The organism is Pseudoalteromonas sp. AWH4_217 (assembly GCF_056161105.1).
The window spans coordinates 38757-58647 of sequence record NZ_JBSWYM010000007.1; the positions used below are offsets into that span (position 1 = coordinate 38757).

At 48.2% G+C, this 19891-nt stretch carries 15 protein-coding genes; 8 read left to right on the forward strand and 7 right to left on the reverse strand.

Annotated features, from left to right (window positions below; genetic code table 11):
- Position 1: 1 nt before the first annotated feature.
- The 4 genes from ACXAH1_RS09995 (at position 2) to ACXAH1_RS10010 (ending at position 4721) form a co-directional block, all read left to right on the forward strand.
- A complete protein-coding gene (locus ACXAH1_RS09995; protein ID WP_475196417.1) occupies positions 2-484 on the forward strand; it encodes a hypothetical protein in 483 nt (160 codons plus the stop codon).
- Between the two features lie 112 nt (positions 485-596).
- The gene (locus tag ACXAH1_RS10000) at positions 597-2189 is read left to right on the forward strand and encodes an ABC-F family ATPase (RefSeq protein ID WP_138553298.1); all 1593 of its coding nucleotides are present in this window, start codon (positions 597-599) and stop codon (positions 2187-2189) included.
- Positions 2190-2447: 258 nt separating this feature from the next.
- The gene (locus ACXAH1_RS10005; RefSeq protein WP_475196418.1) at positions 2448-4103 is read left to right on the forward strand and encodes an SUMF1/EgtB/PvdO family nonheme iron enzyme; all 1656 of its coding nucleotides are present in this window, start codon (positions 2448-2450) and stop codon (positions 4101-4103) included.
- A gap of 246 nt (positions 4104-4349) precedes the next feature.
- The gene (locus tag ACXAH1_RS10010) at positions 4350-4721 is read left to right on the forward strand and encodes a hypothetical protein (RefSeq protein ID WP_475196420.1); all 372 of its coding nucleotides are present in this window, start codon (positions 4350-4352) and stop codon (positions 4719-4721) included.
- A gap of 99 nt (positions 4722-4820) precedes the next feature.
- On the opposite strand, the gene ACXAH1_RS10015 is transcribed toward ACXAH1_RS10010, so the two are convergent.
- Positions 4821-6359, reverse strand: a complete 1539-nt coding sequence (locus tag ACXAH1_RS10015; protein WP_475196421.1) for a hypothetical protein — start codon at positions 6357-6359, stop codon at positions 4821-4823.
- Positions 6360-6767: 408 nt separating this feature from the next.
- Between ACXAH1_RS10015 and ACXAH1_RS10020 the strand changes: the two genes are divergently transcribed.
- Positions 6768-8036 (forward strand): sterol desaturase family protein, encoded by a 1269-nt coding sequence (locus tag ACXAH1_RS10020; protein ID WP_253048581.1) that lies wholly within the window; start codon positions 6768-6770, stop codon positions 8034-8036.
- A 44-nt stretch (positions 8037-8080) separates the two neighbouring features.
- Positions 8081-8824, forward strand: a complete 744-nt coding sequence (locus tag ACXAH1_RS10025; RefSeq protein ID WP_475196423.1) for a DUF1295 domain-containing protein — start codon at positions 8081-8083, stop codon at positions 8822-8824.
- A gap of 53 nt (positions 8825-8877) precedes the next feature.
- Here ACXAH1_RS10025 and ACXAH1_RS10030 read toward each other — a convergent pair whose 3' ends face one another.
- The 5 genes from ACXAH1_RS10030 to ACXAH1_RS10050 form a co-directional block, all read right to left on the reverse strand.
- Positions 8878-10725, reverse strand: coding sequence for a winged helix-turn-helix domain-containing protein (locus ACXAH1_RS10030; RefSeq protein WP_475196424.1), 1848 nt, complete (start codon positions 10723-10725; stop codon positions 8878-8880).
- A 62-nt stretch (positions 10726-10787) separates the two neighbouring features.
- On the reverse strand, positions 10788-11165 hold the full coding sequence (locus tag ACXAH1_RS10035) for an MmcQ/YjbR family DNA-binding protein (protein ID WP_475196426.1): 378 nt from the start codon (positions 11163-11165) through the stop codon (positions 10788-10790).
- Positions 11166-11229: 64 nt separating this feature from the next.
- Positions 11230-11868 (reverse strand): GNAT family N-acetyltransferase, encoded by a 639-nt coding sequence (locus ACXAH1_RS10040; protein WP_475196427.1) that lies wholly within the window; start codon positions 11866-11868, stop codon positions 11230-11232.
- Between the two features lie 92 nt (positions 11869-11960).
- Positions 11961-12245: a hypothetical protein gene (locus ACXAH1_RS10045; protein ID WP_475196428.1), complete on the reverse strand. Its 285-nt coding sequence runs from the start codon at positions 12243-12245 to the stop codon at positions 11961-11963.
- A gap of 85 nt (positions 12246-12330) precedes the next feature.
- On the reverse strand, positions 12331-15630 hold the full coding sequence (locus tag ACXAH1_RS10050; protein WP_475196430.1) for a VPS10 domain-containing protein: 3300 nt from the start codon (positions 15628-15630) through the stop codon (positions 12331-12333).
- Positions 15631-16221: 591 nt separating this feature from the next.
- Between ACXAH1_RS10050 and ACXAH1_RS10055 the strand changes: the two genes are divergently transcribed.
- On the forward strand, positions 16222-18546 hold the full coding sequence (locus ACXAH1_RS10055) for a TonB-dependent receptor (RefSeq protein ID WP_475196431.1): 2325 nt from the start codon (positions 16222-16224) through the stop codon (positions 18544-18546).
- A 61-nt stretch (positions 18547-18607) separates the two neighbouring features.
- Here the strand turns inward: ACXAH1_RS10055 and ACXAH1_RS10060 are convergent, their stop codons facing one another.
- Complete coding sequence (locus ACXAH1_RS10060) at positions 18608-18961, reverse strand: GFA family protein (protein WP_475196433.1); 354 nt, start codon at positions 18959-18961, stop codon at positions 18608-18610.
- Positions 18962-19117: 156 nt separating this feature from the next.
- Here ACXAH1_RS10060 and ACXAH1_RS10065 point away from each other — a divergent pair, with 156 nt between their 5' ends.
- Positions 19118-19735 (forward strand): response regulator, encoded by a 618-nt coding sequence (locus tag ACXAH1_RS10065; protein WP_475196434.1) that lies wholly within the window; start codon positions 19118-19120, stop codon positions 19733-19735.
- The last annotated feature ends 156 nt before the right edge of the window (positions 19736-19891 follow it).

Here is a 19891-nt window from a genome sequence, read left to right on the forward strand (position 1 = left end):
AATGAACAAAGAACCTTATACCTCGCCCATCACGGAATACACAGATGAAGACGATAGGCAGCAAGGTTTAGCCAACATACTGGGAATTGGTTTGCTGATGATTATACTGAGCCTGTTTCTGTTGGACCTGCCCGATAAAACCTCCTTAAGAGAGGTGTCAGGTCAGTTGGGAGAACCCTATTTGTCCAGTACCGCCTGCGGTAAAGCTAAGTGCTATTTCATCAAGATAAACACCGGCAGTACCCAAATGGTGTTGCACAAAAAAACCAATGCGCCTCTAAAGCCGGGCGACAATGTGCAATTACTGGTCAAGTATCGCGCTGATATTTCGGCATATACCGTGTATGAAGTAATCAAAGAAGATGGGGTTACACTCAAAAGCCATTCACAGTTTGTTTTGGAAAACAATCTCTGGAGATTGTTCCTGTTTATTGCTGGCCTGGGTTTGTGCGCAATCGCGTTTGCACTTCGCAAAAAACCCTGATTACTCGCTGCCAGCCTATATAAAGCCATATCAGGTTATACTGCAATAACCTTCCCCCCCAGCCGCGATTTAATGCTAAAATCGCGGCAATTGAATTTAATGAGCACCCCTTATGCTGTCTTGTAACAACATCACCATGCAGTTTGGCGCCAAGCCGCTGTTTGAAAATATCTCGGTCAAATTTGGCGACGGTAATCGCTACGGTCTGATCGGTGCCAATGGCTGTGGTAAATCGACCTTTATGAAGATCCTCAGCAAAGAACTGGAGGCCAGCGCAGGCAACGTCTCTTATGATCCGAATGAGCGCATTGCCAAGCTAAACCAGGATCAGTTTGCCTACGAGGAATTCTCGGTGGTCGATACGGTGATCATGGGTCACAAAGAGCTATGGGAAGTGAAACAGGAACGCGACCGCATTTATGCTTTGCCGGAAATGAGTGAAGAAGACGGCATGAAAGTCGCCGACCTTGAAACTCAATTCGCAGAAATGGATGGGTATGCCGCCGAAGCCAAAGCCGGTGAGCTGTTGCTGGGCGTGGGCATCCCAACAGAGCAACACTACGGACCTATGTCAGAGGTGGCACCAGGCTGGAAACTGCGGGTATTGCTGGCTCAGGTACTGTTTGCCGAACCAGATATCATGCTGCTCGACGAACCGACCAACAACCTGGACATTTATACCATCAAGTGGCTGGAAGACGTACTGAATCAGCGTGACTGCACCATGATCATCATCTCGCACGACCGTCACTTTTTGAACTCGGTATGTACCCACATGGCCGATATCGACTATGGTGAGCTGCGTATTTATCCGGGCAACTATGACGAATACATGCTGGCAGCCACTCAGGCGCGGGAGCGTCTGCTTGCTGACAACGCCAAGAAGAAAGCCCAGATCACTGAACTTCAGCAGTTTGTTTCTCGCTTCTCGGCGAATGCCTCTAAAGCGAAGCAAGCCACGTCGCGTGCCAAACAGATTGATAAGATCCAGCTGGAAGAAGTCAAAGCTTCAAGCCGTCAAAACCCGTTTATTCGCTTCGAGCAGTCCAAACAATTGTTCCGCAATGCGCTGGAGCTGGAAACCCTGTCGCAAGGTTATGAAGAGGTGCTGTTTAGTGGCCTCAATGGCTTAGTTGAAGTGGGTGAAAAAGTCGCCATCATTGGTGAAAACGGCGTAGGTAAAACAACCTTGCTTAACACCCTGGCCGGGCGTATGGCGCCTAAGTCGGGCGCGTTTAAGTGGTCTGAGAACGCCAACATTGGCTACTATGCCCAGGATCACGCGGACGAGTTCGAAAAAGACCTGGACCTGTTTCAGTGGATGGAACAATGGCAGCAGGAAGGTGACGACGAGCAGGTCGTACGGGGTTTCCTGGGTCGTATGCTGTTCTCACAAAACGACATTAAAAAGTCAGTTAAGGTGATTTCCGGGGGTGAGCAAGGTCGCATGCTGTTTGGTAAGCTGATGATGCACAAGCCTAACATTCTGTTGATGGATGAACCGACCAACCACATGGACATGGAATCCATTGAATCATTGAATATGGCACTGGAACAGTACGAAGGCACCTTGTTCTTCGTGTCACACGACCGCCAGTTCGTATCGTCTTTGGCCACCCGTATCTGGGAAATTAAAGACGGTCAGATCATTGACTTCCAGGGGACTTATGACGAGTACCTGGCAAAACAGGCTGCTGAACAGTAAGCCTGTTTATCTGGCCGTACCCTGCGGCCAGAGTTTCTTTCAACGTGTTTCATTTACCTTCCCTGCATTTTCACGCTGACTTAAATTTCGCAGCGCCTCCAAAAATTAAATAAACAAATATATCAATACGTTAGTTGATAATTTCTATTTAACCCAATCTAAAATATTTCTATTTTTCTCACTTTGTAAAAAATCGCTAGGATTTCACCCTCGCTGGTTAGGCATGGTGAAAGCGTCTTTTTTACAGGAAAAATAATCATGAAAATCACACTCCCCTGTTCAACACTGATATTGCTGACAATCTGTGCACCGACACTAGCTGGGAATTCTCCCTCCCCCATTGAGCCCATTATGGTCACACTTCCGGCAGGCAGTTTCGCAATGGGCAGCTCTGACAATGAAAACAGCCAGCCCGTTCACCCGGTCACACTGCCCGAGTTCAGTCTGGGCAAATATGAAGTGACGGTCAGAGAGTACCGACGCTTCGTCGAAGCCACAGGTTTTGTGGCGCCCCAGGAATGCTATCACCAACTTGATAGCTGGTTTATTGGCAACACACCGGGCAGCTGGGATAACAACAGCCTGACAGTCAACGATTTCCAGCCTGCTATCTGCGTAAGCTGGACTGGCGCCAAAGCTTATGTAGACTGGCTGGCAAAAACGACGGGGAAGCCCTATCGACTACCCAGTGAAGCGGAATGGGAGTATGCAGCACGTGGGGGGGCAACAAGCGGCTTTTACTTTGGCGATGACCCCAAGCATCCTTCGGTGTGTCAGTACGAGAATACAGCAGATCTCAGTGGTGAAAACGAGCTACAACGCACCACCAACAGTACTTATGTGAACTTTGTTGACGGGTTTGCCGATTGCGTTGATCACGCGACCTATGCCAGTGTCGTCGGTATGTACCAGCCAAACCCCTACGGTTTGCACGATATGCTCAGCAATGTCGCTGAAATACTGGGTGATTGCTACCAGGACAATTATCAGCAAGCCAGCGAAAATGGCCGCGCCTTTCAATCAGGTCAATGCGAACGCCGCTCGGTAAGAGGCAGCAGCTGGCACTGGAATATCTGGCCGGTTACCCGTCGCGGAAGTATGCCCGAAGACTTTGCTGGTGCCGCCGAAGGGTTTCGTGTCGCACTGGACGGTCCTGCGCCGAAGCAAAGCAAAGCCTCCCATCGATTCCAGCAGCAACTCCTCATGGTACAAAAAAAGGAGCAGCGACGCCGGGATCAGCAGTTTGCCTACCCTCAGCCGGTGACTAACTTAACCCTGTCGCAGAACAATGGGTACGCCACATTGAGCTGGGACCGCAGTACGCAAAAGGATATCTCAGGTTATCGAATCTATCGCAATCACAGCGCAGGCTCGATGTTTGAACTGATTGCCGACAATGTCATTGATACTCAGTTTACCGATGCCAATGCCTCTCCCAATGTATACGAATATACGGTAGTTGCAGTGCGTCGCAACCTGCAAAGTAATTACAGCAACCTGGTCAAAACCAGCGGCAAAGCGCTGTCGGTGCCAGGTCGCATCGAGGCAGAGTATGCTTACGCCGTGACTGGTGCTAATACCGCCCGCACTTCAGACACAGATGGACGCTTAAATCTGACCGGTGGCGATGGCATTGCTGAGGATGCTCAGCTTGATTATCAGATCAACGTTAGCAAAAGTGGCTACTATCGTCTTAGCTACCGTATCGCCGGACCCCGCGACGGCAAAGGGTTTACCGTTAAAATCGATGACAAACCAATCTCTGCGCACACGGTCCGTGGTACAGGCGGATACCATGACTGGCAAACACAGCAAGGAGAACGTATTTATCTGGCTGCGGGTAAACATAAACTAAAACTCCACTCTCACGACACCAACTGGAAGCTCAACTGGCTGGCACTGCATCAAGAATAACGATGAATTTGGGGAAACTCGCTTTCCCCACCTTGCCTAATTCGCGTAAAACTGACTATTTTTATTAAGAATTGCGGATTTGACTGTCACTCAGATAGTCCACAATACGGAATGTATCGCCACATGTTCAAAAAGATCCTATGTTCGCTTTTACTCACCTGCTGCGCCGCCTCTGTCCATGCGCGTTCGTTATGTGACAGCCCTCAGTATCATGCCTTTGATTTTTGGATAGGGGAATGGCGGGTCATGTCCAAGGGGCAATTTGCAGGCAACAGCAAAATCACTAAGATACTCAATGGGTGTGTGATTTTAGAAGAATATCAGGCTGTTTCCGGCTATCAGGGTAAAAGTCTGAATATCTTCGACAAGCAACAACAACAGTGGCACCAGAGCTGGACTGACAACGCGGGGTTACTGCTGCAGCTCAATGGCAACAGGGACAATAACGGCATGATATTGCAAGGTCCCGGGCAGGACAGTGAGGGTAAGCCCGTTTTACATCGCATTACCTGGCAACCTAAAAAGAACGACACGGTTCACCAGCACTGGCAGTCTTCCAGTAATAACGGCAAGTCCTGGCAAACCCTGTTTTATGGTATTTATCATAAGATCCAATAAGCGTTATAAACTCTGCTTAACAGCTCATCATAACAATTGTGCTCATTAGCTGCTCTGTACGAAGCGCACCGATAAGTCTGTGCGCTTCGCGTATACCCGTTACTGTGGAGGTATCGCAGGCCAGTAACCCAATACAAAGTTGTCCATTTCACCTTTAATACTGACATTACCATAAGCACGCACTCTAACCAGAATCCGGTACAATGCTTTTGTGGAGTCAACCGGGAATACATCATGCAACGCGAAGCTGCCAACGCCCAGAATACGCTCTTCACAGTTGCTGTCTTTGCTTCCTCCCATGTAATAGACATCTGTACAGACTCTGACAGGGGTCTCCTTCTCAGCTTCTTGCAACTGCACAGCAAGCTGAGTATAGACTTTGTCTGCATAATATTGATTGCCCCAACCAAAGTAATGAGTAAAACCCGCCTGACGCCAGGGGCTCATCTCAAAACCCAGGCTTTGCTCACCGCTGATCACCTGTTGACTCTGATTAATCAGGGTGACGTCTTGTGGTGTACTGGTTTCAAAGCCGCCCGCGTCGGCTTCGAAACCAGACGTCGCAATGGTCACCAGACCATCTGATAAGCTGGTTCCAGAATGCATTGTGAGACTATTTAATAATACCGCTCCATCAGACTCAATACGCAGTTCGGTAGATGTAATATCGGTTGTCAGACCGTCCTTTCCTAAATCAACGATAACGGGTACCAAGGCTGTACTATTCGGCGCAATATAATAACTAGGCGCAAACGCAGCACTGTGATCGCCACCGCGGAACTGCTTTTGATAGCTGACACTGGCATATAGCTGTGCACTCACTGGCTGGGACCCTGGGTTAGTAATACTCGTCTGATAAACAACATACTCAGGGTAAGTGTGAGAAAATTCTGGCTCTGGTAACACAAAGCGCGTTTTGTAGCTGCCATTGCTGGTTTGGGCCAAACGCAAACTTGCAGTGCCATTCATCTGCTCTAAAATCGGCGCATTGCTAAAATAGGTAGAGATCTGTTCATCCGTCCAGGCCGAAAACTCTCGCCCTTCTCTGAATAACTCCACTGCTGCATTTTGCTGATGGGTTCCCTCAAACAATTTGAGTTCCAGGTTATCCAGATACACAGTTTCACCCGGTGCTGCATAGCTTTCGAGGAACCAGGTAACTTTAAACACAGACTTCCCTTCGGGCACAGTCATATGACAATCGTGTGAATAGACACTGTCTTTGTAGGTCGGAATATCATCGTTACGTGACACATATGACTGGTAAGTATTGCCATCTGCATATTCAATCTCAAATACGCACTGTGCCAGTGCATAAGGCATTTTCTGAGCTTCATCTGTAAATGGCGTGCTGAGATCAAAAGAAACGCTGAGTGTACTGGCCTGTGAAAAAGTACGCATCAACAGCATTTCTGTACCTACGCGATAATGACCCTCACTGGTCATTGCCAGGCTTTGTTGCCCACTGATCGGATCCAACGCAGAGGTTTCAAACTGGCTCAATGTGCCATCTGCTACAAATAGCCCGACATAACCGTTATCAAAGTTCTGACTGACAACTTTTGTAGGCGTATCAGCGGCCTGCACAACTACGGCTGGTGCCATCAAACTCAGTAACGGTAATATATGCTTTTTCATTGTTTTCATTTCCTTGTTTATATCCCAAAGACTCTATCGGCACGGTTAAACGTAGGTTGAGCAAATACTCAAGTTTTATTCCCTCTTAGAAATGAAAACAAAAGATTTATTCTAGATCCATTTTTTATTCACATTCAGAAAACATAATGTTAACCAAACGCTCAGCTTTGAAATAGGATGAAAGTAAAGACTCTGCAACAGAATACTGTTCACTGTAATGTGGCGTAACACAAAAAACGTGAAATAAAAGATAAATTAATGTTAACATAGATATAAATATTTTACCTCTCTACCACAACTAGATGCTTACAACACATCCATTGTGGCGATATGGGTGAGATATGCGCACTTATCTGCCTTTGCATGGTAAGCCGTACACTTATTCAGACGACACACTAAGGGATTAACATGGATCTCAACTTTACCGAAGAAGTAATGTATACCCTGCCCTTCTATCTGGGGCCGCTATTTATTCTGGCAACCATCAACTTTTTGCGTAAGCAAAAAAACTATCGCCTTAACGATACACTCACAAATGCCACCATTGCGCTTGGCAATCTGGGTTTATCATTTATTTTTCTGCTCGCTGTCGTGGCACTTTATACCCTGGTTTATAATGAGTATCGCCTGTTTAACCTGGATCAGAGCAACCCCCTAATTTACGTATTGGCATTCTTTGTCTATGACTTTTTATACTACTGGAATCATCGCTTTCACCACATGATAGGGCTGTTTTGGGCCGATCACCTGGTGCATCATACCGCGGAAAACTTTAATTTTGGCGTGTCCATTCGGATCAGCTATTTCACTGAACTGACTATGTGGATGACTTTTATCCCGATGGCGTTTATGGGTATTTCGCTGGAAGTATTCCTGGCAGCCAGCTATACGCAAATCATCTGGGCATTTTGCATTCATACCAAGTATCTGAAAAAGACGCCCCGCGCCGATAAAATCTTCAATACGCCTTCGCTGCACCGTGTCCACCATGCCCGCAATCGCGCCTATATAGACAAAAACTATGGCGGTATTCTGATCATCTGGGACCGCTTGTTTGGCACGTACCAACGAGAACTGGATGACGATCCAGTGGTATATGGCGTGCGCGAGTCATATCCCAGTTTTAGTCCTCTGGTGATCAACTCCTACTATTTAAAAACCATCTGGCAAAAGATCAAATGTTCCAGCTCAGTCTTTGAAGTGTTCTGCTCTATTTTTGCACCACCAGCCTGGCTACCTAAAAAGGCTAATAAAGCCGACTTTTACTCACTCAGCGCCAAAGTACGCTCTAAAGATTTTAAACCCAAAGATCCGTATATTTGCAAACGCACCAAATGGACTGCATTTGTACGCTTTAGCAGCATAGTGGTGTTGTTTACCTACCTGATGAGTTACTTTGGAGATCTGCCAACCTTACCTTTGGTGAGTATGTCTCTGTTGTTTTTCTGGCTGTGTCATTTCAACGGCCTGGTCTTTGACGGCGCCAAGCTGGGCCTGCATATGGAAGCGGTCACTCAGCTGCTGTACGGGTTAATTTTGTATTGGGCTATCGATACTAATCAAGCAGACTGGATAACTCTGGGCACCGCCACGCTGGCACTGCTCTCTTTGTGCAACTACATGCTCTACCGCACCCGTCCAGTGCAACCTGTTGAACTGACTGCTGAGCCCCAGTAGCAACCAACATCTAATTCTAAGTTAATATGATTGAAGGAAAAAACATGGAAACAGTAAATCAGACCCCGGACAGTCAAAACGCCGGAGGCGGGGTCAACCGCGAACACGGCCGCACGCTGGCGCAAAGATGGACTTTTGTCGGTCTGCACTTTGGCCTGGTCCTTTTCTGTGCCTGGCTGGCAATGGCCGATGGCTGGACTCACATTGGTCAACTATTCTCTCAACAGTGGGTATTGGTTGATCAGGACAGAGCCCTGATCATGCTTGGCTGTGTATTTGTCTACTGGATACGCCATGCCATTACTGTGCTATATCTGTTACAGCGCAGAATTGACTGGGGTGAAGCGCTGGGCCTGCTGTGTTTTATGGCCCTGTTTGAAATCGGTCTGTTACTGGTGGGCGGCGGCGCATTCAGAAGTGAGGCTATTCCGTTCGGTACGCTGGATATCGTTGCGCTGGTTTTGCTGGCGGTTGGCTCTTACCTCAATAGTGGCTCAGAGATCCAGCGCAAATGGTGGAAACAGGACCCGGCCAACAAAGGTCAGTGCTACACCGAAGGACTGTTTAAACATTCAATGCACATTAACTACTTCGGTGATGTGGTGCTGTTCACGGGCTGGTGCTTGCTGAGCTACAACTACTGGACGCTGCTGCTGCCTTTCTTTATGGCTTACTCTTTCATCAGCTTCCATATCCCAGCACTTGATAGCTACCTATCAGAGCGATATGGCGAGAAGTTTGATCAGTACGCGGCAAAAACCAAAAAACTGATCCCTTTCGTTTACTAACAACTCCTTAATCAGCCAGATTCAGGGCCCTGATAGCCGCTGAGTCTGGCACGTCATTCAACACCCACTGAATTCAGATTGAGTGCCAGTAACTGTGCTTCATTTTGAGTTCGCCAGTCTGGTGTCGCGTGCTCGCTGATATAGTGCGCATAGAAATCGCTATTTACACCCGATTCTACCGGCATCTGGCACAGCAACAAGGCCACATCGAGACCAATCCGACGATCTCCCGATAACTGCGCCAGCTCAAAGGCACGCAGCGCAAGGGGCAGAAGCTCGGCCTGAGTTTGCGCAGCCGCAGCGTACATCACCGCCAGGTAGGCATTTTCTGCATTGTCCTGGCTCACACTGTCAATCAGAGACTTGGCCTCGTCATAGCGCCCTTCACTCAGATAGTAGCGAACCAACGATTTACGACTGGACTGAGCCACCCAATGGTTCGGCGTCAGTGCGGTATATTCAAGCACCCGTCGGTAGTGAGGCTCTTTGTCAGCCGGCTTGTCTGCAAAAATGGCATAGTGGAAAGGCACTTTAGCAAAGTGGTAAATCGGCAATGCATAGTGCCGCATTTTCTCCTCCGCCTGCCGCAGGTAAAGATATTTGTCATTATCCTGCTGGTTTTTACTCGCCATAATCGACAGGTAAGTCAGGGCATCCAACTCCCTGGCAATGTCCTTCGCCTGCCGTGCCAGCTGTGCCGAGTGCAACAAACTGGCTTTGACCTGCTCATAATCCCGTTGTAAATGATGTAACCAGGATCGACTGTGCCAGACATCTGCCTGTGCCCTCAGATCCTGGCTCATTGCCAGCGCCTCCAGCGCAGCATCTAACCTAATCAGGCTAAGGTCGACCAGGTTTTTACGCAACAGAATTTCGCCCTGATAGGCCAGTGCACGGCCCAGTTGCTGTGAATTAGTTTGCGCTTTGGCCAGCACCGCCAGTTTCTCAGCCATTGCCATCGCTTTTTCCAGCTCCCGAACATCGAGGTAGGCATTAACCAAGGCGCCCAACAGGATCAAATCTTCCGGTGCTCCCTGATGAGCCTGAGTCAGCATAGCCAGCTTCAGGTCCGGAGAATGAGGGTTTTGCAGTAAAGACCGGACCACAGGCTGGGTGAGATGATGATAGAGCTGCTGCTGCACCGCTTCAGGTGTTTCACCATGCAATACGCCCTGCCATTGCCCTGCCGGGCCCTTTAACCAAAAAGTCAGGTACCAGAAGGCATCAATCTGGCGCACACTGGCCGTGAGGATCACCGGATGCTGCGCCGCAATCTTGGGATAAACCAGTTCCTGTGATGTTCTGAAGTGCGCAGCAGAGAGCGTGGAAAGAGCAGTAATGTCCAGCCGGGCTGTATCTTGCAATTGCCACTTTTCAAGCTCGGCACCTTCAAAAGGCAGGTACGTCAGCGCAAAGGACGCTTGCTCTGGCTCGTCGCTCTGGCTGATAAAAACCACAGCAACCAGGATCAATAAACAGCACAATGATATACCTAGCCACTTGATCCCAGAGCGATCTCCCGGGGCTGACGCTGCAACGGATGTGACGCCCGGTTTTACCTGAACATCACTAAGACCTGAATTTGGACCTGTTACCGGATCATTTACCGGATCATTTACCGGACGTTGCCACTGATAACCTCGCTTTGCATAGGTTTTGATAGAATCGTTGCCGAATACAGCCCGTAGATGGCTGATATTTTGAAATACAGCCTGATCAGAGACCACTTTCCCCTGCCAAACCTCATTCAGTATCTCTTCTTTGCTGAGCACGCGATGCGTATTTTCCAGCAGTAAAGCCAGCAGTTTCGCTTCATTGTGACGAATTGCCTGCGCTTCACCTGCGCGATGCAAAATCAAATCAGTGCTGTCGAACTCAAAGTCATCAAACTGGTAACGCATAGTGCCATGTAATTGTTATTATCCTATTCGCCAATAAGAATAACCCAATTAAGTATAAAAAACTAAAGATGCACCATGATGGCCTCGCGCTGCTTCTTGGTCATTTTTTGCACCACCAGCAAGAACGAGTTATCTATCATGCGTTCTATTTCTCCACGAGGCACAGAGCCATCCAGGATCACCGTATTCCACAACCGTTTGTTCATATGGTAACCGGGAATAACCGCATCAAAAATGTCCCGCAAAGCATGCGCTTCATCCGGATCGCACTTCAGATTCAACCACCAGTGACGGATCTCTCCTTCGTCATATTTGCCCGGAGCAAGTGTCGCAAACATCTTGTCTTTCACTTTAAACACATCAACACCGGGCCCAAAAGGCTGACCAACGGAAGAAAAGGGTTTATTGAGCAGATAAGCATGAGCTTGTGTATGGTCCATATTGATACTCCTTTGCAGACATTGTTATAGCACCATACACCTTCATCTGGAGTATGCCAATGGCCTAAGCAACAGACTCACACTCGTCATATTTAGCAAAAATATGCTCATAGAAATGCGCCCTGTGCCCCATCAGTAGTGCGGCACGTTTATGGGGAAAGTCAAACTCAAACTGTTTGTGATAGCCCAGCCCTGCCATGTACTTCATCAGACGAGTGTTATCGGCTCTGGGTTCAAGCACAATGCGCCGGGTCTTAGGCTGGCTTTGATAGATTAAATGGCTGAGGCAGGTCATCCAGCAGCGAAAGTTATCCGGTCCCCGGCAGCTTTGCTCCCCCACCAGCAGATGTATCCCCCGATCATAGGGCGCCGCATCATAATAACCTGCCAGCTTGTCTCTGGCTGCCCAGTAAACTTCCAGATAAGCAAAGGGCTGGTCGTCCAGATAACCAATCAGGGGTAAAGTATGGGCATCAGCAAGTTTATCACTCAGATACTGCCACTGTTTTTCTTCACTCCAGGCCTGTTGCCAGAACTGCGCAACTCTGGGGTCATTCATCCAACGACAAAAACGTGCTAAGTCATTGCGACCAATCAGCTTTAGAGAAAAACGTTTATTAAAATAAGGGTGCTGATACTCACCTAGCAGGGCGCCGCTCTCGCGAGGTTTGTCCTGTACCAGTCCAGAGGACCATAAGTTCACGATATTCATAGGTAAAAAATAATGACATATAACAGCATAAAGACGAAAGCTCTGCGAATAAATTTACCCATTAAAGGGGCAACCCGATCCTTTTAATTTGCTGCCATCGGATTCTTAATAACAAACCCGTTTTCGACACCCGCTTTACATCCAACCTTAACGTATAGCGTGTGGGCACTGGTGCGTGTTGCACCAAAGAGCAGTCCCACCTTATAGCAATGCTGCTCCCGGGCAAGCGACAGAGCTTGTTCAATTACCTGTTGACTTAAACCTCGAGGACGAAAGCGCTCAAATAACTGCCAATTCGCTGATCTGTCAGCTACTTTAACGTTTTTAAACCAGTTACTAAGCGTTGAGAGGGCTTTTGCTATCGACACTTTTTCCCACCAGAAGAGGTTAATAACAGCAACAAAAAAGGGCTCAGCTGAGCCCTTTTTTCAGTTCACTATCATCAATGGCAGATTAGATCTGCGGCAGTGATTGGCCTGGTACCCAGGGGGCACCTTTGGCCTGCAACTGCTGCTCAAATGCCGGAATGGTGTCGCTCAGCATGATCTGCAATTCGTTGCGGATCGCTCTGAGTTCTTCCGTTGCCAGGTCCAAGCTGGTGCGAATGGAAGGCGTAGGTCCGTAGGTGGACAGACCGGTTCCCAGCAGTGCATGGAACAGACGGTCACCGACAGTGGGCGTGTCATTCCAGGCACCCACCTGGTTTTTCGCTGGATTACCATTCAGACGGCTATCCAGTGCCAACAGCTGGTTGCGAATGTTTGCAAACTGACTGTCAAACTCACCCGGTGCCACTGAGGTGCGATCCAGCGACTGTTCCAGCATATCCAGACGTTTCACTGCTTTACCCAGTGCCTGACCTGTGGCACTGGCCACACGCTGAACGTCTGCCACTTCTTTCCAGAAGGCTGCTACTTTTTCGCCATCAATTTCCTTCAGCGCGTTGCGCTGATTCAGCTGTACCACCTCAAAAGTTTGCGGTGCCTGCAACTGAGTTACCTGACCGTCTACTTCTTTGCTCATGCTGACACTGTAAGTGCCTGGCGTAACCAGTGGGCCTTGCGGATTCGGCGAGAAATAATTGCCCTGCATGCCAATGGCCTGATGTGCTGGCCAGCGCAGATCCCAGCTGATACGGTGCAGACCTTTTTTGGCCTTGCCCTGTAACTTGCGGATCACATTGCCTTGCGCATCACGCACAGTAAACCACACTGCCGGCTGTTGCTGACGTTTTTCTGCTTCCAGCGATTCCCACGAAGGGACACCAAATGACTTTTTGTCTTCTTTCAGCGCTTTTTCTTTTGCCTGACGCTGTGCCTTCAGGCTTTTAATGTCGTCTTTGAGGTAGTAGGTGAAGGTGGCACCAAAGTCCGGGTTAGGTGCACGGTACTTATTACCGCCCTGAGTGCCCACTTCTCCACCGCCCAGCGGGGTGCGCTGGATGTACCAAAGTGCATCTCGGGTCGGGAATAACAGAGACTCCTGCGCCAGCTTATCTTCCGACAGATTTCGTAGTGCCCGATAGTCATCCAGTACAAAGAAGCCGCGGCCAAAGCTGGCACCCACTAAGTCGTTTTCACGACGCTGAATGGCCAGGTCGCGGAACGAAATAGTCGGTACGTTGCCCGTCAGCTCTACCCAACGCTTACCGCCATCAATGGTGAAAAACAGGCCGAATTCAGTACCGGCAAACAACAGGTCCGGATCAACGTGATCCTGTACCACACGCCACACTAAGTGCTTATCAGGCAGATTGCTGGCAATCGACTTCCAGGATTTACCACGGTTGGTACTTTTCAGTAAGTAAGGCTTATAGTCGCCAAATTTGTGGTTATCCAGCGCAATATAGACCGTATCCGGGTCGAACAGATCGGCTTTAATGTCGTTGATAAATGCCGTATCTGGCACCTTAGGCAGGCGTTTTACATCCACCTTGCGCCAGGATTTGCCACCATTTTCGGTGATCTGAATATGGCCATCATCGGTACCTGCATATAACAGGCCTTCGACCAATGGCGACTCCGACAAAGAGGTAATGGTGCTGTACTGCGACATCGCAAACATGTCCCAGGCGCCGTCCCAGCCTTGCTTACCACCCATAATAGGCTGATGAATACGCTCACGATTTTTGGTCAGATCGCCCGAGATTGGCGTCCAGCTGTCGCCACGGTCTTCAGATTGCCACACCCGGTGTGAGGCAAAATATAAACGCGATGGCTTGTGTGGGCTGACCAGAATAGGGGCATCCCAGTTAAAGCGCTCGGGCTTTTCACCTTTGCCAGGCTGCGGCTTGATATACACCATCTCACCCGTAGTGCGGTCATAACGGGTCAGGTTACCCTGCTGCCATTGGGCATACACAATATCCGGATTACCAGGCTCGGTTGCTGGCTGGTGGCCATCACCAAATAACACCACTTTCCAGTCGGTGTTCAGAATACCATGGCTGTTGAGTGTACGAGACGGGCCACCCTGAGTATTGTTATCCTGTGTTCCACCGTAAATATTATAAAACGGCTTGTCGTCATCCAGTGCCAGTTTGTAGTACTGAGTCACAGGCAGATTTTCGTGGTAACGCCAGTGGGTGCCGCTGTCAAAGCTTTCATATAAACCACCATCTGACCCCACCATCATGTAATTTTTGTCACCCGCGATAAATTCCATTGCATGGTTATCGCCATGCTTGTCTTTTTCTTCCATTCTTTTGAAAGACTTACCACCATCTTTTGACTCGTGTAAACGCACACCAGCAAGATAGATATGATCGAAGTAATGGGGGCTGGCATAGAGCTCCTGATAGTAGTGCGGTCCGGTGCCACCTGCTACCGCATCGGCACCTTTAACCCAGGACGCACCACGATCAGCAGAGCGGTATACCGCCCCGGTACGGCGGTCTAGTTCAATGGCGGCATATACCACATCCGGATTGATGGGCGAAACTTCCAGGCCAATTTTACCCATTTCCCCGTTAGGCAATCCCTGAGATAGTTTTTGCCAGGTTTTACCACCGTCGGTTGATTTATGTAGCCCGGAACCCGGGCCGCCGCCATAATACGCAGCTACAGTTCGGTGGCGCTGCCAGGTGGCGGCATACAGTACATTCGGATCGCGCGGATCGATTGCGACATCGGTTACACCCGTCCAGTCATTGTCACCCAGTACTTTGTCCCAGGTTTTACCGCCATCGATGGTTTTATACAATCCGCGCTGACCACCTTTGCTCCATAGCGGCCCCTGAGCGGCTACCCAGACGATATTTGAATCCGTTGGATGCACGATAATTTCTGAAATATGGCCAGAGTTTTTCAGGCCCATATTGGTCCAGCTTGCGCCGCCGTCATGACTCACATAGATACCGTCACCAAAGCTGACATGGCGACCCCCAACGTTCTCTCCTGTGCCGACCCAAACAGTATTGCTGTTATTTGGATCCAGCACCACTGCACCAATCGAATATACCGGCTGATCGTCAAAAACAGGCTGCCAGGTCACACCGGCATTATTGGTTTTCCATACCCCGCCGGAGCCCACACCCACATACCAAACACTGGTATCTTTGGGGTCGATGGCAATATCCGCAATACGGCCCGACATAAAGCCCGGCCCGATATTTCTCAGCTCCAGCCCCTTGAAGGTGGCAGCTGATAACACCCCTTCATCACTTTTGGCGGCCAGGCCAGGCAGGCTGCACAGTGTCGTGGCTGCACCCAGCAAGGCAATGCGCATCGCGCGGCCAAGTTTTAGTTGTTGCATACATTTTCCCTATTATTATTGTGTCGATTACCCAAAGCGTTACAACATAACACTTCAAAAAACTTATTAACCGTATGTTACTTGCAGAGGCAGTGCAATAAGTGTGCGTTGGCGCTCAAATAAAATGCGACAAAAAGCCGAAACAGGTGACTGCGATGCTACAAAAATACGAGACAAAAACATTTAGAGGTATGATTTATTTAGAAAAGCCTGATTTTAGAAAGTTCTGATTCTGATGTTGCGCACTACCCAATTCACGGTTTGTTTCGCCACATTCCATAAAACCCCGCCTGGCATTAAGCCAATGGGTGCACTCCTTTTCGTGAATGACTGTTAACCAGCCTGCATTGCAAATCAAGTCCTGTCAATGAGATGCCCCAACCAGAAGTTCTAACTCGGCATCAGCACCATCGCTGCTGTGCAAACCATCAGATTGTCGAATCAATTGACTACCGAACGGTCAGATAAACGAAAGAGATTATTTAGGTCCGCATTTGCAAATGATAGTGGATATCATTTGTATTTTTAGAATAATCAAGTATTATTCCCGAAAAATGATTTAACTCTCTAAACTCTCTGGAAGCTTAACGTATGAAATTGAATATTCTGGCTAAATCTGTTGGTTTAGCACTGGTTTCTGTCGCTACTGCATCAACCGCTATTGCAGATGAAACAAAAGAACTGGATGTAATTGTTGTACAAGGTCAAAAAATAGACCGGACTTTGCAAGATACCCCAAGCAGTGTTGCAGTCGTTACCAGCAAGGACATGGAACAGCACAATCTACAGAATATCAATGATGTCTTTTCCATGATGCCAAACGTATCAGGCGACTTTAATGATGGCTTCAGAATACGTGGCATTGATTCGTTCTCTGTATCAGGTGGCGGCAGTAGCTTCTTAACCAGTATGTACCTCGATGGTGCACCGTTGCCATTTCGCATGGTTAAAAGTGGCGGATTGTCTGTCTGGGATCTGGCACAGGTTGAAGTGTTCCGGGGTCCCCAGTCGACTCTGCAAGGGCGCAACGCGCTGGCGGGTGCCATTATGATCCGCTCGCAAGACCCAACCTATGAGCCATCCGCTAAATTTAAAGCCACCGTTGGCCAGCATGGTCAGCAGGAATTTGCGTTCGCCGGTGGTATGGGCCTGATAGACGATATGCTGGCATTCAGAATCAGCTATGAAGACAAAGAAACCGACGGTGACATTGACAACATTACTCGCGGTGATACGTCTAATTTCGAAGAAAGTCAGACCCTGCGCACCAAAGTGCTGTTTGAACCAAACGACGACATCGATGTGCTACTGACTTACACCAACAATGACAATCGCTTCGGTGTTTTCTGGAGTCTTTACGACTTTGGTGAGTCTCCGTTTGACCGTACCGTAGATTTCAACTCCCCAATCTGGGAAGAAACCAAAACCGATATCTATAACCTGGAAGTTACCTGGGATGTGAATGAGACAACGTCATTCCACTCCATTACCACATACAACGAATCTGACTATGGCTATAACTGGGATGGCGATATGCAACCTACCCAGATAGTTAAAGACAATGCCAATCGCCGTACGGATGAGACCTTTAGTCAGGAACTCAGATTAACCTATGAATCTGACGACATTCAGGCCGCATTTGGCTTGTACGCATCACAAGTTGATGTTGATGACCGGGCTGAGGGACAACGTATCCTGACCCTGCAACAAGCGGTGGGTGTATCGGACTTTACAACGGCTGTTACCGGATTGCTCATGCAACAAGGGCTACCTGTCGAAGTTGCAGCGCAAACGGCAGCGATGGCTGCGCCTTTGTATCCTAATATCGACCCCGTTGTCCTTAATATGAACTACGGTTTAACACAAAAAATCAAGACTGCGGCGATTTATGGTGATGTAACCTGGTCAGTCACAGATCAAATCGATCTACTGGCTGGCCTGCGATACGACACAGAAGAGCAAACCAATAGCGCAGACAACGCTTACACTATAGATAACCACTTACCTGACCCAACTCAGGTACCAGCGCAACTGAGCCCGCTTGTGACTGGGATCAATGCTTATCTGAATGGATTTGCTGCCTCAGCCTCTGGCGTAGAGCCTGAGTCGACTGAAGACTTTAATGCCTGGTTACCCAAACTGGGGGCGACTTATCACTTTAATCAGGATATATCGACCAGCTTTATTTACCAAAAAGGATACCGCTCAGGTGGGGTGGGCTTTAACATGGCCCGCTCTCGTATCTTTAGTTACGAGCCAGAGTACACCGACAACTATGAGTTATCGTTCCGCTCCGTATGGCTGGATGGCAAACTGGTAGTCAATGCCAACGCATTTATGCTGGAATGGAAAGACCAGCAGGTAAAACAGCGCCTTTCTGGTGCACTGTACGACACAGAAACCGTCAATGCCGGTGAATCTGAGGTAAGGGGCTGGGAAGCAGAGGTATTCTTTTACCCAAGCAAAAATTGGTCGATAACCGCGGGGGCTGGTCTGGCAAAAACCAAGTTCACGGAATTTGGCCCACAGACCGGTCGTCCGTTTGCCGATGCACCTAAACGGACAGCCAATGTGGCATCCAACTACACCTTTGACAGTGGTCTGTACATTAACGTGAACGCCAAATACACAGGGTCAAGCTTAGCTTATATGAACCCTAAAGTGTCATTGGAAGCGGACAAGTATGCCCTAAATAATGAACCAGTGAACGATGAGCGCTTAATTGTGAACTCACAAGTAGGTTACAAATGGGATAACTACAGCGTGCGTCTGGATGTCAGAAACTTATTCGACAAAGATTATATCCGCAGTTATTTCAAAGAAGCCGACAACGAGGGCAAGACGTTCACCAGTTATGGTCAGCAATACATTGGTAAGTCTCGTCAGGTCTCTTTGACTTTTCAGATGGAGTTTTAAGTTCTGTTAGCAAACTAACCCGTGAAATAGCCAAATAGCCGCCACAAGGCGGCTATTTGCTTTACAACTGATTTCTACCATCAAACTCAGTAATTACAAGCGCCCTTGGATCAAGTCCATCGACACAACCCAGATTGACCCGGTAACAGCCCGGCTCATAGCTGGTATCATGAAAGGGGTAGATACCACACACCTTACAAAAATAGTGATTAACATCACAATCGCCCCAGTGATAGGTACTTAAACTGTCTTTACCCGACAACAGTGTGAAGGCATGTTCCGAGAAGCTTTGCTTCGACATTATGGCGTTTTTTCTTATGCAAACAGAGCAATTGCATTGTAACGCTTCTGTGAGCTTCTCACTTTCAAATTCAAACTGCACCGCTTTACAGTGACAACTTCCCATATACTTCATTTTTTTCCTGTTTTGTTAACAAATACACTGCATATACACAACTGTATATAAAAACAGTTAATATTTAAAACAATTTTTTGCTCAGTACCGATAATATTTCAAAGTGAGTCAGTAATATGTTGAAATATAAGAAATTACCCATCAATAAAAACAATAATGAAAATCATCGTTGCGGATGACCACCATATCGTCAGGCAGGGACTGCTTGCACTGATCCAAGCAGCCAAGGTCGGCACTGTCATTGCTGATGTCGATTCAGGTAAACTGGCCTGGCAGTGCATTCTTAAACATGAACCGGATATCGCGATTCTTGATATCACAATGGGCGAAGTCAGCGGCCTCAGTGTGTGCCAGCGCATCAAAGCGAGAGACCTTAAAACCCGAGTGATTTTACTCACTATGCATAGCGACATAAAAGTGATCGACAATGCACTCGAGGCGGGCGCACATGGGTACTTACCCAAAAGCGACGCATTTCATTCACTTATCAGAGCCATTCAGACTGTACACACTGGCAGGCAATATATCAGTGCCAGTCATCAATCTGAATTACAAAGTTATCGTAATAACAAAGCAGATTTTGAGTTAACCATTCGGGAAAAAGAAATTATTCACCATATATCCCTGGGCCAAACCAACAAGGAAATTGGAGAGGCCCTGTTTATCTCCGCCAAAACAGTAGATGCGCACCGTACCCGGGTTATGAAAAAACTGGGATTTAAAAAAACAGCTCAGCTGGTGCGTTTTGCGATTGAGGAAGGCTTATCGTTGTAAACTAAGGCTCGCAGTACCTGCATGAGCACCTAACGAGGGTAAGCCCGGCTGTCCTTTTTTCTGTCCCAGGATAGCTATTAGGGGGAATACCCTATTTATATCAGCAAATCAAACTTGTACCTTGGCCGGGCATTTCATCGAGATGCAAATGCAATT